Raw genomic sequence first — 15,128 nt, 5'->3', positions numbered from 1 at the left:
TTAAACTGTGAATAATCGCTGGTACAAGTTCTTTAAGTACATCCTCATTGGCCCTTGGCTGCGGATCTATAATCGCCCGTACTACATCGGTGGTGAGAAGATTCCTCAGGAAGGTCCAGCGCTGATGGCGTCGAACCACCTTGCTGTGATGGATCACTTTTTCTTCCCACTGGTCTGCCGTCGTCAGCTGACGTTCCTGGCGAAGGCGGAGTACTTCACCACGCCGGGCTTTGTCGGCGGTATCCAGAAGTTCTTCTTCTCCTCGGTGGGGCAGGTGCCGATTGACCGTACCTCTGGTGATGCAGCTCGCGATGCGCTGAACGCCGGCTTGAAGGTGCTGTCACGCGGTGACCTGCTGGGCATTTCCTTGGAAGGCACCCGTAGTCCCGATGGTCGACTGTACCGCGGTAAAACCGGTGCGGCACGTGTCGCGCTGGAGGCCGGTGTGCCGGTGTTCCCAATGGCGATGATTGATACGGAGAAAGCCAACCCGATTGGTTCGTGGATTCCTCGTCCGGTGAAGGTCGGCACGATTATCGGTGATCCGATTGATCCGTCGGAGTACAAAGCCAAGTACAGCGATGAGTATGAAGCGGCCAGGGCACTGACGGATGACCTGATTAAGGAAATTCAGAAGCTTTCTGGTCAGGAATATGTCGATGCTTACGCGACTGATGTGAAGAAGTCCTTGGAGGCCGGCACCGGCTATCCAGCGGGAACCGAACCGGGTGGAGAGCTCACTACTCCGGCTCCGGGGCCGAAGCCGACCCCTCGTCGCTGGTTCCGACGCGCTCGCTAGAATAATTAGGCGCAGATAGTTTTCGCGACAGTGGGGCTGCACACTTCCTATGGCGATTCGGTGCATGGGTAAGATTTGCTCGGTAGGGCTCCACGGTCTTTTGGTCGCGAGGTAGCCGACGCGAGGCCGAGGCTGGAGAGGATTCCACACCGTGCGTTATTTTTATGACACCGAGTTTATTGAAGACGGCAAGACTATTGATCTTGTCTCCATCGGTGTCGTAGCTGAGGACGGCCGCGAATACTACGCGGTGTCTACCGAGTTCAATGAGAGCAAGGCCGGCCCGTGGGTGCGGGCCAACGTGCTCAATCAGCTGCCCAACCCCTCATCTCCGCTGTGGAAGAACCGGGACACGATCCGCGAGGAACTGCTGGCATTTTTCATCGAACCCGGTACGGGCAGCCCAGAGCTGTGGGCTTGGGTAGGCGCCTACGATCACATTGCGTTGGTGCAGCTTTGGGGTGATATGACCAAGCTGCCGCAGTTCATGCCACGTTATACCCGTGAACTCAAGCAGTACTGGGAGATGGCGGGCAAGCCACGGTTGCCGAAACAGACTGCAGGTAAGCACGACGCGCTGGCAGATGCCCAGCACAATCTGCTGAAGTTTCAAAAGATTGCACAGAAGTTGCCGCTTGATTAAGCAACGGAATTCGAATATTTGGTGACCTGACTAACACCCTTCTGGCAGGGGCACTACAATGAACTTCTGTGAGTTGGACTATTGATCTCCCTGTAGATGACCTGCCCGATCTGCCACCGCTTCCCGGAGACATGGCTGAGCGCTTTGCTGATGTCGTATCCCGCCAAGCCCTACAGCAGCCAAGCTGGGATGCCCGCGCCGCTGCAAACGTGCGTCGCATTCTCGAATCGGTGCCGCCAATTGTGGTCGCGCCTGAGGTTCGCAAGCTTCGTCAGGAGCTTGCCGACGTCGCTAATGGTAAGGCCTTCCTGTTGCAGGGCGGTGATTGTGCGGAGACCTTTGAGTCCAATACTGAGCCGCACATCCGCGCCAATGTGAAGACCTTGCTGCAGATGGCCGTTGTGCTGACCTACGGCGCATCCACTCCGGTCGTGAAGATGGCTCGTATCGCTGGTCAGTACGCCAAGCCGCGCTCGAAGGACATCGACGGCGACGGTTTGCTCAGCTACCGCGGTGACATGGTCAACGGTGTTGAGCCGACCGAAGAAGCTCGAGTTCACGACCCAGCTCGAATGGTGCGTGCCTACGCCAATGCCTCCGCGGCGATGAACCTGGTACGTGCACTGACAGGTTCGGGCACCGCTGACCTGCACCGTCTGCACGAGTGGAACCGTGAGTTCGTCAGCAACTCGCCGGCTGGCGCCCGCTACGAGGACCTGGCACGCGAGATTGATCACGCACTGCAGTTCATGGCTGCCTGTGGTGTTGCGGACTCGAACCTGCAGACCGCGCAGATTTACTGCTCGCATGAGGCGCTGGTTGTTGACTACGAGCGCGCTATGCTGCGCCTTTCTGAAAACGATGGCAGCCAGGAGCTGTTCAACCTCTCCGCGCATCAGCTGTGGATTGGTGAGCGCACCCGTGGCATTGAGGATTTCCACATCAACCTGGCTGCCATGATTGGCAACCCCGTCGGTGTGAAGATTGGCCCGACCACCACGCCGGAGGAGGCTGTCACTTACGCCGACAAGCTCGACCCGTTCTTCCAGCCTGGTCGCCTGACCCTGACTTCGCGTCTGGGCAATGACAAGGTTCGCTCCGTGCTGCCTCCCATCGTTGAGGCTGTGGAAGCTTCTGGTCACAAGGTCATTTGGCAGTGCGACCCGATGCATGGCAACACTTACTCGGCCTCCAATGGGTACAAGACCCGCCACTTCGACCGCATCGTCGACGAGGTTCAGGGCTTCTTCGAGGTGCACCGCTCGATCGGTTCACACCCGGGCGGTATCCACGTGGAGCTGACCGGCGAAGATGTCACTGAGTGCCTCGGTGGCGCGCAGGACATTTCCGATGTCGACCTGCCAGGCCGTTACGCATCCGCCTGTGACCCGCGTTTGAACACTCAGCAGTCGCTGGAGCTGGCCTTCCTGGTTGCCGAGATGCTGCGCAACTAGTTGCAACCAGCTCAGCTAGGTACAACTAGCCCAGCTGGTGCAGCGCCGCGTTCAGTGGAGCGCTGCACTTTTTACAGAGTGCTGACCGAAATGCGGTCGCCCGCCGTGGCCTTGGCGCCCGGTCGGGGTGACTGCAATACGATGCGATCCTCCTCGTTCGCAGAGACGTCGATGTCGAGCTGAAGATGCTGTTTCTCCGCTTCACGACGTGCCTGCGCAACAGTTTTACCCAGCAGCTGCGGAACCTTCACTGCTCTGGACACCGTCAGCGTGACAGTCGCATCATTGGGGTTAACCAAACGACCTGCACTCGGTGAGACTGCGTCGACACGGCCGTAGTCGCGCGAGGAGGAGGACGCGTCCTTTACTTCGCTTACCTCAATGCCCTCGCGCTGCAGAATTTGGCGAGCAGTATCCTCCGACTTGCCCACGACATTGGGCACTTCGATGCCGTTGTTAATGGTCAACGTCACAGAACTACCGCGTTCGAGGCCAGTGCCTTCCTCAGGAGACACGGAAAGAACCTCTTCCGGCTCAGCAGAGGAGGAGAACTCCGCCGATACCTCCCGGACTTCCAGCCCGGCCTTGCTCAACAGCTCACGAGCTTCATCCTCTTGAAGCCCCACGATTTTTGGCACCTTCACCGGTGCTGGCCCCTTGGAGTAATGCACAGTCACAACTGAGCCAACTTCGACGGTCTGTCCTGGAGCAGGAACCGCATATACCAAGCCGCCGGTGGAGACATCATCGGAAAAGACGGGGTCTCCGACCTCTTCTTTCAACGTCCGCTTAGCTAGGGCAGCACTGAACACTTCCTTTGAGTGGTTCGCGGGATATGCGGGCACAGTCGGGCGGCCGAGGCTGACCAGCACGCGAACATCATCACCGCGGACAACCCGCGCTCCAGCCAGGGGGTCCGAGCCAATAATCTGGGACACTGCGACATCGTTGTCGTAGCGCTCATCAACCACCGGTTCAAAGCCCGCCTCACTGATTGCGGTCATCGCCTGTGGTTGCGACAGCCCAGTGATAGAGGGCACTTCGCCGTAACGGCCAGAGCCCAGCCACCACGCGCCAAGCCCCATGCCCAACGTGGCAACCAGGGCGATAATCAGCCACAATGCACATCCACGGCGCGTCCGCTGTCGGGTAGCTCGACGGCTCTTAGGCGTCTGAGTCTGAGCAGATCGCGGCTGCGGATGCTGTGGGTGCTGTGGGCCCTGAGTGTCCGGCGGCAGCGGATATTCCGGAGCGCCTGGAACGTCGGCTGGTACGAGAGCTCCACCAGACGGCTCCGGGGATTCCCAGCCAGGGGGGTTGTACTCGTCATAGCGATCGAAAGTGCGTGTCCGCCCCGCATCCGGGTCGTCGAAATCATCGAAAACGTTTGGTGGTCCCGGTGGTCGGGAAGAAACGGGGCTACCGGGTGCGTCCGTCGAGAAGCCATAGCCGTCGTGACCGAAGCGCTCGGGTGCCGTCTCTGCGGTGCCGTGTCTGTCATCGAAATGGTCGTTGCCCGGTCGGTGGAAGTCCTCTGTGAGCCCCTCCATGGCGGCAGCGTTGGCGGCTGCTGAATTGACGGGCGACGGCACGCGGAATGGTGGCAGCGCGAGTTTGTCCGCAATGTCTTCGAGTGCGTCACCGAATTCCTCGGCCGTCTCAAACCGATCCTCCGGCCTGCGGGAACAAGCGCGGGCGACCAACTCGTCGAACTCCTCGGGAACGCCGTCGATGAACTCCGAGGGTGGCGGGACATCTTCGTTCAATCGCTTCATGGCAACGCCGAGCGAAGAATCGGCGATGAATGGCGTGGTGCCGGTAAGCAGCTCAAAGAGCAAAATACCCGCCGCATACACATCGGATGCAGGGGAGATGGATTCACCCGTGACCTGCTCCGGAGCCAGATAAGCGACGGTGCCGACGATGACCGAGTTAGAGGTCACCTTGGCATCAGCGGCCGCGCGCACTAGACCGAAGTCCGCCAGCTTCACTCGCCCGTCCGAGGCAATCAGCACATTTTCCGGCTTGATATCTCGGTGCACCATGCCGCGGGAATGCGCCACCGATAGGGCGCGCAGAACTGAGCGCATCACGACGGCAGCTGCATGCGGAGGCATCGGACCGCGCTGACGGAGCAGTTCGCGGAGGGTCCCACCGTCGACGAATTCCATAATGAGGAAAACATGCCCCGCCGGGTCCGTGCCCTGGTCGTAGACGTTGACAAGCGACTCGTCATTGAGGTGCGCGACCGCGCGGGCCTCACGTTCGAAGCGGATGCGGAAAGACTCGTCGTCGACAAAACGCGGATCCATGACCTTTGCGGCCACCCTGCGATCGAGCCGCAAATCGGTGGCGCAGTACACGGTGCTCATGCCACCGTGTGCGATGGTGGCTCCGATGCGGTAGCGACCATCGAGAATCTGCCCCTCGACAAGCTGCGACATAAACCAGCCTTCCCTGTTCCAATCAGTTGCTTCTAATAAGTATATGGGGACGTACCTACTGCAAGGCCAACGCGCTAAAGTGACCAGTGTGAGAAAGATTCCAACTTGCCACGATGTCCTGAGCGCCGACGAACCCACTCTTGCGCTGCCCGATGCCGCTGACCTCATTGGCGTCACCGTCACCCGAATTCACGCGTTGCTGCAGGAGGGTCGCCTTATTGCAGTCCACCGCGACGGCATTGCACAAATTCCCGCCCGCTTCTTTGAAGATGATGAGGTCGCGCGTTTTGTACCTGGCGCACTCGCATTGCTTGCCGACGGCGGCTACACGCGAGAAGAAACGCTGGAGTGGCTATTCACCGAAGATGAATCTCTGCCTGGACGTCCGGTGGACGCCCTGCACGGTCACCTTGCACGCGAAGTAATGCGCCGCGCACAGGCTATGGCGTTGTAAAGACCCGGACGGCGTCCTACGCCCGCCGTCCTACGCCCGCGATAGCTCCTGTCGTAATCGCCCGGCCACTGCTGTGAAAAGCAGCGGGAGGGCGATTTTTGCTTTTCGAGCGCGTCCCACTTGAGCGCGTTGCGCAAAGACGTTGTAGTTCATGCGCTCAATTTCGCCGAGAATGTCTGAGTAGAGAATCTCCGCGGCACGGATAGCCTGACGCCCTGGCACCTCTAACATGTCCACGCCGCTGCTGGCTTCGGCATAGAGTGCGCGGTTGCGAGCGATGAAGAAGGCCAATGCCTGACGTACCGCCGGGGTCGTCTGTCCCGTGGCGGCACAGTAGCCGATCTCCTCGGTACCCACTCCGAAGGCCTCCCACTCATTCAGTGGTAGGTAAATACGGCCACGGCGAAAATCCTCGGCGATGTCGCGGAGGAAATTCGTCACCTGAAAGGCTTTTCCCAGGAGCTCTGCGTAGGGAGTGGCTTCCTCGCGGGAGACCCCTGCGCGGGTGCCTAGGATGGGCATCATCTCAAGGCCGATGACTGCTGCGGAGCCCCACATATACGAGTCGAGTTGCTCCCATGTTTCAAAATGCGCAATGTGGCACGATGTGTCGGGCACGTCCATCAACATGGAGTGAACAAAGTCCGCAGAGAGCTGTGGATCGATGTCGTAGTCGCGAAAAGTCTGTGCGGCCGCCGAGATGACGGCACGGTCGCGGTCGCGGTGGACGTCGTCAAGCGAACCGATGACGACAGCTGAGTGGAAAAGCTCGCTTAAACGTGTGACCGTGGCTTCGATGTGCGTGGGGGAGCGGTCGGCGTCGGCGGGGCAGTCGACGTAGTCATCGACGATGCGTGCCCAGGCGTAGAGAGACCACACCGCACGCTGTTGGCGGGGTGCCAATAGTCGCGTGGCCAGGGAATACGTGCGACCGTGGGAGGCCATAATATCGCGGCAGAGCTCGTAGGACTGTGGCAGCGCGATGGTCGAGAGAGGCTGTGGGGTGGGCATGGACAACTATGCGACCTCGGTCGACCGCGACAGGGGCGCCACCGTGGAATCCGTGTCTGCGGCGGTTTTATCGTCACGCCACGGGTACTTCCAGCTGAATTTTCCAGTGGTCAGCCAGCCGACGGCCAGCCAGCCGAGAACGGTAATGATAACCATCCAGGGCACGTCGTAGAAGCGGTGATTGCCGCCGCCGGCGAAGGACAGCGACAGGATGAATGTGAACAACACGGTGCCTTGAACCACCCATCGTGGCGGGCGAATCGTTCCCATGGGAGTCAATAAGCTGGCGTAGTACCAGGGAAGTGCCACGGCATTAAATACGCAGGCCACCACGTAGGCGGCAATCATGCCAGCGACATTGTTACGAGGGGTGGCTCGGAAGTAGAACCAGGAGATCACGAGTCCCACCAGCATGATGATGGAGGAGACCACGCGTGTGTGGCTGACGATGACATTGAAACCGATGTCGTCGTTGAACCACGCCGTGACGCCCGAGATCACACCAGCGACCGCTGACGGTGCTGCCAGGGGGTTAATCACCTTGGTATTGCCACTGATCTCGGAAATCCAGCCCCAGCTCGAGCCGGTCAGCCACGTCACCACTGCAAGCGTGCCGACGCAAACTGCGACCAACACGATGCCCACACCGGCAATCGCCGGAATCTTGCGCAGCATCTCTTGAACCGTGGCGATGGGCTCGCGCCTGGTCAACACAATCCACACGACGAAGGGCAGCGCCAGGACAGCGGTGGCTTTCAGCGCGACGCCAATTCCGATGAGGACAGCAGCGACCAGGCCACCCCGCATGCGCTCCATGTGCAGTGCGGCGACTAGTGCCAGGCTGACCAATCCGACCATCAGTGCCTCGTTGTGCATACCCGCAATCAGATGCAGTAGCACCAGTGGATTGAGCACACCGAGCCACTGTGCGAAAGCCGGATTTGCTCCAAGCTCCCGGGCGATTCGCGGGATCGACCAGACAATGGCGGCGAAGCCCAGCAGACACACAATGCGGTAGAGAATCACGCCGACGGTGATGTTGTCGCCGACAATCCGCGTGATGACCTCGCCAATTCCCAGATGCAGCGGGCCATACGGGGTGGTGGTATTCCGCCAATCTGCGGATACTTCCAGCAGCATCGGCCCTGGATTGGCTGCAGCTCCCTCAGTGTAGGGATCAAACCCATCGCGGACCATCGCGCCCTGCATGAGATACGAATAGACATCGCGAGAGAACAGCGGTGCGGCCAGCGCGAGGGGAATTGCCCAGGCCATCAGGATTGAATTGAACCGACGCAACGTGGACTCATCGCCGCCAGCGTTCGCTGGAACCGCAGCGTCTGCTGCGTCGCCATCATGGGCAGAACCGGCCACAATGTCCCGGATGGTCCCCTTCGAGAACAGCAGTTCCCGCCCGATGCGCAGCCACGAGATAAGCAGCAGGGCGATACCTACCCAAATCACAATCTCACAGAAAATCTGACCGTGACCGTAGGTGATCCAGTCGAGTCCCAGAGCGTGGACAAGGCCGCCACGGTAGCGATTCGCACCGGAACCGTAGGAGCCCAGAGCAATGAGGATGCCACCGTAGACACCCAGCTGAGCACTCCGCGATAAATTCATGTCAACCTAAACAATCGATACATTGCTGATGCATTAATCCTAGTTGGTCAGTGACCACCGGCAGACATCCGGGAGACATTCATGAGCTAAGGCGTTTCAAACCGCTGTGCCGCAAGTCGTCCCGAAATCATGACCGTCGGCACGCCAACCCCCGGCACCGTCGTCGATCCCGCCAGCGTCAGATTCTTTGGCATCTTCGGAGAGAAGTTGCGGGGACGGAACGGCCCCGTCTGTCGGAACAGATGCGCCAGCCCAAACGGCGAGCCAACGCCCATGTCGCGTTCTTGCCACTGCTGAGGGGTATCGATCCGACCGACTCGCCACTTCGTAGAAATCCCGGTCAGTCCGCGCCGCTCCAGCTCAGCGGTTATTTTCGCAACGTAGTCCCCACCGATTCGTGACCAGATCAGATTGGCCGACTGCAAGTTGGGGCACGGCGCGAGCACACTGACGGGCTCCCACTGCACGCCGTTCGCATCTGTGACAATACGCTCCGGCGCGCTCACCGCAGGCCGGGTGACCAGCAATGATGGGTCCGACATTAGCTTTCCATGACGCGGTGACGAGATCTCCTCAAAGGTTTCGTTCCACTTTTCGCCAAACGAAATCAGGTGATGCCGCTTCGGCCACGTCGCAGTCTCCGAAACCGGAATCAGCCCGTGCGCCACCACCGCCGATGGAGAAAATCGAACTGGGAACAACCGTCGCGCTCCCGTCCGCTTTACGACGCTCCGAAGGCCTCGCCGCTTCGATGAGCTACCGGCGGCAGAGGTAGCCGCGTCGTGAAGCCAGCTCTGCACCACAGGTAAATCGGTCGTAGCGATGACGGCATCGGTGGGACGCTCGCCAGTTGCCGTGGTGATGGCGGAGACAAAGCCTGCTTCGTCAACTTTCAGCCCAGTGACATCAACGCCGAAGTCGATGGTTCCGCCAGCTCGACGGACGGCCTCGGCGAGCAACTCGCTGACGGCGCCTATACCCGAACCAAATGCGGGGGAGTGCGGATAGTAAACCCCCATCGAGGTATCCATGTGGGAAATGCAGCCGTAGACCGCACGGGCCTTAGCGGGAGGCACACCTGCGTAAAGCGCCTGGAAGCTGAAAACGCGAGCGAGATCATTATCTCCGAGGAAGGCACGAATCTTAGGTTCGAGGGCGCCGAAGGCACCGAGTCGGAGGAGCGTAGTGAGGTCGCGAAGCGCGCCGGGCCCGGTGAATAGGTCCGTAACGCGGTCAAAGCTGCGGGACATGAAGTTGTCGAAGCAGGCATTGAAGAGAGTTTGCAGCCACGTGCGAAGTTTGCGGTAACCGGCGACGGTGGAGTCAGAGGCACCGAAGCGCGCGAGTTCATCGGCCATCATGTCTTCGTTGGAAAACACGTCGAGTCCGCCGCGGGTGGCAAATTCCGCACGGTAGGTGGGCGTGATTGGGGAGGCCGAAAAACCCGGGTCGATATCGCGCGCGTAGAGGCCGACGGCGGCGAGGGCATCGTCGACAAGCGAGGGCATGGTCCATACAGTTGCGCCAGTGTCGAAGACTGCGGTGAGCGATTGCTCGTCGATATCGACTGTGATGGGTTCACTGGCGCAGCGTCCGCCGACGAAACTTCCCCGCTCGACAACGGTGACATCGTAGCCATCGGCGATGGCGTAGAGCGCGGCGGTAAGTCCGGACAGGCCTGCGCCGATGATGGTCAGTCGTGGTTTGGAGCCCTTATGAGGACGAGTGACCGCACGTCGCAGACGCGGGGAATTAATGGGGGCACGAGTGGGGGAAGCAGCGGGCATGACTACGCAACACCTGGTCTAATGCTGACGAGCGGTGGCGCGAACGCCCATAGCAATGAGGTTCTCGCGCGACGTTGCAGGCAGGTCGGCATTCTCGATAGTGGAGAAAGCGCGGCTGGTCAGGCGGTCAATTTCACGTTCGACGGCATCGGCAGCGCCGGAATCAGCGATGAGATTTCGTAGCTCATCAATATCTGCAGCAGACGAGACCGCTCCCAGGCGTTCATCGATAAAGCGGGCCTTTTCAGGTGCGGAATCGAGGTAGAGGCTTAAAGCCTGGCCGACCAGTACGGTTCGCTTGCCCTCGCGGAGGTCATCGCCGGCAGGCTTGCCCGTGACTTCGGGATCGCCGAAAACACCCAGCTGATCGTCGCGGAGCTGGAATGCCACACCGATATCGCGGCCGAAGCTGCGGTAGGCCTCAACCAATTCCGCTGGGGCGCCGGCAATCGCAGCACCAATGTGGAGCGGCCGCTCGATGGTGTAGGCGGCGGTCTTGAACAGATTGATTTTCTCAGCGGTCTCGACGCGACTGTCCCGGCTGGCTTCGGCCGTGATATCGAGCAGTTGGCCGCCAAGTACTTCAGTGCGCATCGCCCGCCAGGGGACAAGTGCGCGGGTTAGCGCCTCCGAGCTGAGGCCTGAAGAGTGCATCATGTCATCAGCCCAGGTCAGGGCGACATCGCCAATGAGAATCGCGGCGGAAATACCGAAGCGGTCGGCGGCTCCATTCCAGCTATTGGCCTCGTGCTTGGCCTCGAATACCTTGTGGATAGTCGGTGCGCCACGGCGCGTATCAGCGTCATCGATGATGTCGTCATGAATGAGTGCGCAGGCTTGAATGAGTTCCAAGGCACTCACCGCGTTCATCACAGCCAGGGAATCCTCGGCTGGGGAGAAACGGCCTTCGAGGCCGCCTGCCCCCAACCACCCCTGCCAGGCGAAGGCTGGACGCACGCGCTTGCCCCCATTGAGGACGAAGGAGTGGAGCGAATCTATGGCCTCGGTGTACACCGCATCGACCGACGCGACATCGTCGCCACGGCTTTTGAGGTAATTCTCCAGCGTTTTGGTAACAGTAGCTGGTACTTCGCGGGGCTGTAGCGCGGCCAAATCCAGTTCTTCGCTCATGTGAGCCTCTCGTCGATGACGGGTAATGCTGACTCAAGAATAGGACACCGCTTAGTATGAGTGACTATGTCCTCAACAATGCCACTGTCGCCAGGCCGCCAAGTGACAATCCGCCAGGCGCTTTCAATGCCGAGCGCGGGCAGTATTCCCTTCTCGGTCGAGTTCATGCCCCCGCGTGACGACGCGGCCGAGGAACGTCTTCTCCGAGCAGCTGAGGCTTTCCATGATCTTGGTGCCTCCTTTGCATCCGTGACCTACGGCGCCGGTGGTTCTAGCCGCGACCGCACCCTGCGAATCGCCCAGCGCGTTTCGAGGCAGCCGCTTACAACGCTTGTGCACCTGACATTGGTAGAGCACACTGTCGACGAGCTGCGGGAAATCCTGCGCTCTTATCTCAGCGCGGGGCTGACGAATCTGCTCGTTCTGCGTGGTGACCCGCCGGGAGACCCGCTTGGCCCTTGGGTGGAGACCGAGGGCGGTCTGCACTACGCCAGCGAACTGATTGAGCTAATTAAGGCCGAGCCGGAGTTCGAGAAATTTGAAATCGGCATTGCGTCGTTCCCGGAGGGACATTACCGCTCGCCGGATTTGGACCATGACACGCAGTACACGCTGGCCAAGCTGCGCGCGGGAGCCGAATACTCGATTACGCAGATGTTCTTCGATATTGAGCACTACTTGCGCCTTCGAGACCGCCTGGTGGAAGCCGACCCAGTGCACGGTGCCAAGCCCATCATTCCGGGGCTGATGCCGATTACATCGCTGCGCTCAGTGCGCAGGCAGGTTGAGCTCTCCGGGGCACAGTTGCCATCCGATTTGGAGGAACGCCTGATTAAGGCAGCAGATGGTGACGAGCAGGCCAATAAAGATGAGATTCGCAAGATTGGTATCGAGTTTTCGACCAACATGGCAGAGCGGCTCATCGCCGAAGGCGTGCCGGGGCTGCACTTTATGACTATGAACTTCGCTCGCGCCTCCCAGGAAGTTTTGCACAACCTCGGCATGGCGCCCGAATGGGGCACCGGCCAGGATATGCTGCGCGGCGGTTTTTAATTGCTAAAAGTCCTGCATGTCGCGAACTCTTCGCGCCCACAGGACACCTAGCACTGAGGCTAGGACACCGGCGGCTGTGGTCACACCGGCAAATAATAGGAATTGATTCCGCTTGGTGGATCCAGCCGGCGACGAAGCCCATACATTATGGTTCTCGCCACTGGCGAGCTGCCATTCCACCTTGTTCGGTTCGGTCTGGCGGCCATTGGAGTCAGTAACCTGCTCCGGGAACGCGACGACGAAATCAACCTTCGCGCCGGGCAGGTGAGTCAAATCCATGTGGCCGTTCATCGAAATCTTGCCGCCACCGGTACGGTCTAGGTCGATGTCTACGCGATCGTCGGAAAGCTGTCGGAGCGTATCGGTGAGTTCAATGAAGTGCAGCTCGTTGAACGAGACTTCCATCTTTCCTGTGGAGGAGTCGATTACTCCCTGCGAGACGCGGTCGGAGAGATCTTCCGGTACTTGCCACTGCTCAAATTGGGAACGGACTTCCTCCGTGGGTGTTACGTGAATTGTGCCCGAGACCCTGTCGTCGCCGGAAATGGTAATGCCAGCCTGTGCGTCAAAGCAGCCGCTGAGCGGCAAGATGGCGGCAATTCCGGCCATTGCTGTGGCAATGCGCAGAGGCGAAAGCCGTCGACGTGGTGTGGAAGGTTCACTCGGTGATGATGTCACGGGGAAGATCTACTCCTAGAACTGCGAAGGGACGAGAGTCCCCTGTGAAATAAAAGTTCCTTAAAACATCCTTGAAACCAAATTGGCGGTAGAGCTGCCATGCCCTATTGGCCTCATTCGGGTATTCCGGGGTTGACAACAGAACTCGCGTCTCCGGGCGGGAATCGACCAACTCGTGGAGCAACCGTTTACCGAGTCCCCGCCCCTGAAAGCTGGGGTGAATGTGAATCTCAGACAGTTCGGCGTAGTTGCCCAAGAGCTTGACGACGTCCGGTAGCGAGCGCCCGTCCATGAGCAGTCCATCTCTTACCTGGCGATACCACCAGTGCGTGTCCAATCCTGTACGGCAGTAGCCGATGCCGACCAACCTGCAGCGCGGGTCGCGGAGAGCGTGGGCAGGGGAGAGCTCTTCGGGGTGAGCTATGGCTGCAGCAGCCATGAAGCCGGGTTGAGTGGTTTGCTTCTGCCATTCGTGGAGACGACCGGGCAAGATCGCGGGGTTGTACTGCATCGCGGTGATGTAGAGAGCCACTGCTTCTTGCAGGCGGAGATTGAAGTCTCCTGCTGTCATCGGAACCACGCTGTATTTCACAGTGACCAGATTAGCGACTTAGACGAACTTAGTTGTGAGATTACTGCAATAACATCGAGTCGAACAGTTGTGCGAAAGTATGCCTGGCGTAGTCCGGGGTTGGGGATAGATTGCAGTCAATCCCGCTAAGGAGAAGCGGAAAATCCGTGCTCATGTGAATGCTGTGTGAAAGGAGAAGCAGGGTGGTGGCAAGGTCGAACGTGGTGGAGTTTAGGGCGATTTCGCAGTCGGGTTCGGTCGCCCCGGTCGGTGTCTCAAGGCAATCGCTGGAGCTGCTGGGGCGGGCAGAGGCTCTGCTAGCGAATGCTCGGAATGCCAGCTCTGATGAGATGTTGGAGCTTTCCTACTGTGCGGCGCTGCGTTGCGCAGGCGCGCTGTTGAATCGCGACGATGTGTCGGTGGCTGGGGGTTCTGGCTCGGGCGCTCGTTCGGGCTCGGTAGTTAAGCGTCGTCGTTCGGCAACACAGAGTGCCTGGTTGCGTTTAAAGAAAGAGCAGCCCGAATTTGATAGCTGGGTCACCAAGTTTGAGCAGTTCACCGCGCTGCGTGAGGAAGTCCGGTTGGGTATTTCGCGTCGCATTGACTCTCGGCGGGCGCAGGAGTTGTGGGATTTAAGTTGTGCATTCTTGGGGGCTGTCCGGGCTGAGCTGGGTGTTCTGCCCGCAGCTGCGTAAGCCGGTGGGGGCGTGTTAGAGCGTTGCTTTCCTAAATAAATGGGGGATTGTTCGGATTCATGGAACAATAGAGGTGGGTCGCCCGTTGAAGGGGTAAGAATGAAGCTAACGGACGCCGCGTTAGCAGCACGTGGCCTGTAATTAACTTTGTTGTATCGGCATTGTTAGTTGAGGGGTCAAGGCTCGCCAGTATCGCGGTGGGCAATGCTCAAGTAGGCGATGGAGGAATTGTGGGACTATCTGAGCACGAACAGCGGATGCTCGACGAAATCGAGTCTGCACTCTACGCTGAGGATCCTAAATTTAGTTCGACGATGGCCGGAAATGCGTTCAGCTTTCCGGAGGAAAACAGCGCACCTCGTGGGTTTTCCATCCAGGTTTTTGCGCTCATGCTCCTCGGTCTGCTGATGTTGATTGGCGGCGTCGCTCTTTTCTCTGTGAGCAATTGGTTCATTGTGTTATCGGTTGCCGGCTTTGGCCTTATGTTCGGTTCCGGCGTTTGGGCTCTGACCGGCGCCGGTAAGCAGGAGAAGGCTAGTTCTGCTTCGGGGCTGAGCTTTGGAAAGACTAAGTCCGGGGCGGCAAAGAGTCGTCGAGGGACCTCGGGTAGCCGTGGCTCCTCTGGTGATTCCACGTTGGAATCGCGTTTCCGTGGCCGCTTCGAGGGGCGTTAGGGGATAAGCCTCAAGAATTAACAAGTGAGGGCAAGCCAGCGATGGCTTGCTCTCACTTTTTTGTTTTTCTAGACGTGAATCGTCTCCACAAGATCTCACCCACTTTGCCCC

Annotated in this window: 14 protein-coding genes; 7 read left to right on the top strand and 7 right to left on the bottom strand. The window is 59.3% G+C overall.

Annotation, left to right across the window (positions count from 1 at the left end; all coding sequences use genetic code 11):
* Positions 1-7: 7 nt before the first annotated feature.
* From EGX79_07445 to EGX79_07435, 3 genes are all read left to right on the top strand, one after another.
* Complete coding sequence (locus tag EGX79_07445; GenBank protein ID AYX82030.1) at positions 8-799, top strand: 1-acyl-sn-glycerol-3-phosphate acyltransferase; 792 nt, start codon at positions 8-10, stop codon at positions 797-799.
* Between the two features lie 151 nt (positions 800-950).
* Positions 951-1,442, top strand: a complete 492-nt coding sequence (locus tag EGX79_07440; GenBank protein AYX82029.1) for a polyadenylate-specific 3'-exoribonuclease AS — start codon at positions 951-953, stop codon at positions 1,440-1,442.
* Positions 1,443-1,510: 68 nt separating this feature from the next.
* Positions 1,511-2,896 carry a 3-deoxy-7-phosphoheptulonate synthase class II gene (locus EGX79_07435; protein ID AYX82028.1) on the top strand — a complete coding sequence of 462 codons (1,386 nt, stop codon included), beginning with the start codon at positions 1,511-1,513 and terminating at the stop codon, positions 2,894-2,896.
* A gap of 71 nt (positions 2,897-2,967) precedes the next feature.
* Here the strand turns inward: EGX79_07435 and EGX79_07430 are convergent, their stop codons facing one another.
* On the bottom strand, positions 2,968-5,340 hold the full coding sequence (locus EGX79_07430; protein ID AYX82027.1) for a PASTA domain-containing protein: 2,373 nt from the start codon (positions 5,338-5,340) through the stop codon (positions 2,968-2,970).
* A 79-nt stretch (positions 5,341-5,419) separates the two neighbouring features.
* Between EGX79_07430 and EGX79_07425 the strand changes: the two genes are divergently transcribed.
* Positions 5,420-5,794, top strand: a complete 375-nt coding sequence (locus EGX79_07425; GenBank protein AYX82026.1) for a DNA-binding protein — start codon at positions 5,420-5,422, stop codon at positions 5,792-5,794.
* Between the two features lie 30 nt (positions 5,795-5,824).
* Here the strand turns inward: EGX79_07425 and EGX79_07420 are convergent, their stop codons facing one another.
* From EGX79_07420 to EGX79_07405, 4 genes are all read right to left on the bottom strand, one after another.
* Entirely contained in the window at positions 5,825-6,805 is a 981-nt protein-coding gene (locus EGX79_07420; protein ID AYX82767.1) for a phytoene/squalene synthase family protein, read from the bottom strand.
* A gap of 6 nt (positions 6,806-6,811) precedes the next feature.
* On the bottom strand, positions 6,812-8,428 hold the full coding sequence (locus tag EGX79_07415; GenBank protein ID AYX82025.1) for an alpha-(1->6)-mannopyranosyltransferase A: 1,617 nt from the start codon (positions 8,426-8,428) through the stop codon (positions 6,812-6,814).
* Between the two features lie 86 nt (positions 8,429-8,514).
* The gene (gene crtI / locus EGX79_07410) at positions 8,515-10,215 is read right to left on the bottom strand and encodes a phytoene desaturase (protein AYX82024.1); all 1,701 of its coding nucleotides are present in this window, start codon (positions 10,213-10,215) and stop codon (positions 8,515-8,517) included.
* A gap of 18 nt (positions 10,216-10,233) precedes the next feature.
* Complete coding sequence (locus EGX79_07405; protein ID AYX82023.1) at positions 10,234-11,346, bottom strand: polyprenyl synthetase family protein; 1,113 nt, start codon at positions 11,344-11,346, stop codon at positions 10,234-10,236.
* Between the two features lie 78 nt (positions 11,347-11,424).
* Here EGX79_07405 and metF point away from each other — a divergent pair, with 78 nt between their 5' ends.
* The gene (metF, locus tag EGX79_07400) at positions 11,425-12,399 is read left to right on the top strand and encodes a methylenetetrahydrofolate reductase [NAD(P)H] (protein AYX82022.1); all 975 of its coding nucleotides are present in this window, start codon (positions 11,425-11,427) and stop codon (positions 12,397-12,399) included.
* A gap of 3 nt (positions 12,400-12,402) precedes the next feature.
* Here metF and EGX79_07395 read toward each other — a convergent pair whose 3' ends face one another.
* Positions 12,403-12,987 (bottom strand): DUF3153 domain-containing protein, encoded by a 585-nt coding sequence (locus EGX79_07395; GenBank protein ID AYX82766.1) that lies wholly within the window; start codon positions 12,985-12,987, stop codon positions 12,403-12,405.
* A gap of 70 nt (positions 12,988-13,057) precedes the next feature.
* Positions 13,058-13,648, bottom strand: coding sequence for a GNAT family N-acetyltransferase (locus tag EGX79_07390; GenBank protein ID AYX82021.1), 591 nt, complete (start codon positions 13,646-13,648; stop codon positions 13,058-13,060).
* A 206-nt stretch (positions 13,649-13,854) separates the two neighbouring features.
* Between EGX79_07390 and EGX79_07385 the strand changes: the two genes are divergently transcribed.
* Both EGX79_07385 and EGX79_07380 read left to right on the top strand, forming a co-directional pair.
* The gene (locus EGX79_07385) at positions 13,855-14,343 is read left to right on the top strand and encodes a hypothetical protein (protein ID AYX82020.1); all 489 of its coding nucleotides are present in this window, start codon (positions 13,855-13,857) and stop codon (positions 14,341-14,343) included.
* Positions 14,344-14,573: 230 nt separating this feature from the next.
* Complete coding sequence (locus tag EGX79_07380; protein AYX82019.1) at positions 14,574-15,017, top strand: DUF3040 domain-containing protein; 444 nt, start codon at positions 14,574-14,576, stop codon at positions 15,015-15,017.
* The last annotated feature ends 111 nt before the right edge of the window (positions 15,018-15,128 follow it).

Origin of the sequence: Corynebacterium jeikeium (assembly GCA_003955985.1) — a bacterium.
GTDB lineage: Bacteria > Actinomycetota > Actinomycetes > Mycobacteriales > Mycobacteriaceae > Corynebacterium > Corynebacterium jeikeium_D.
This window is presented reverse-complemented; position numbering and strand designations above follow the sequence as displayed.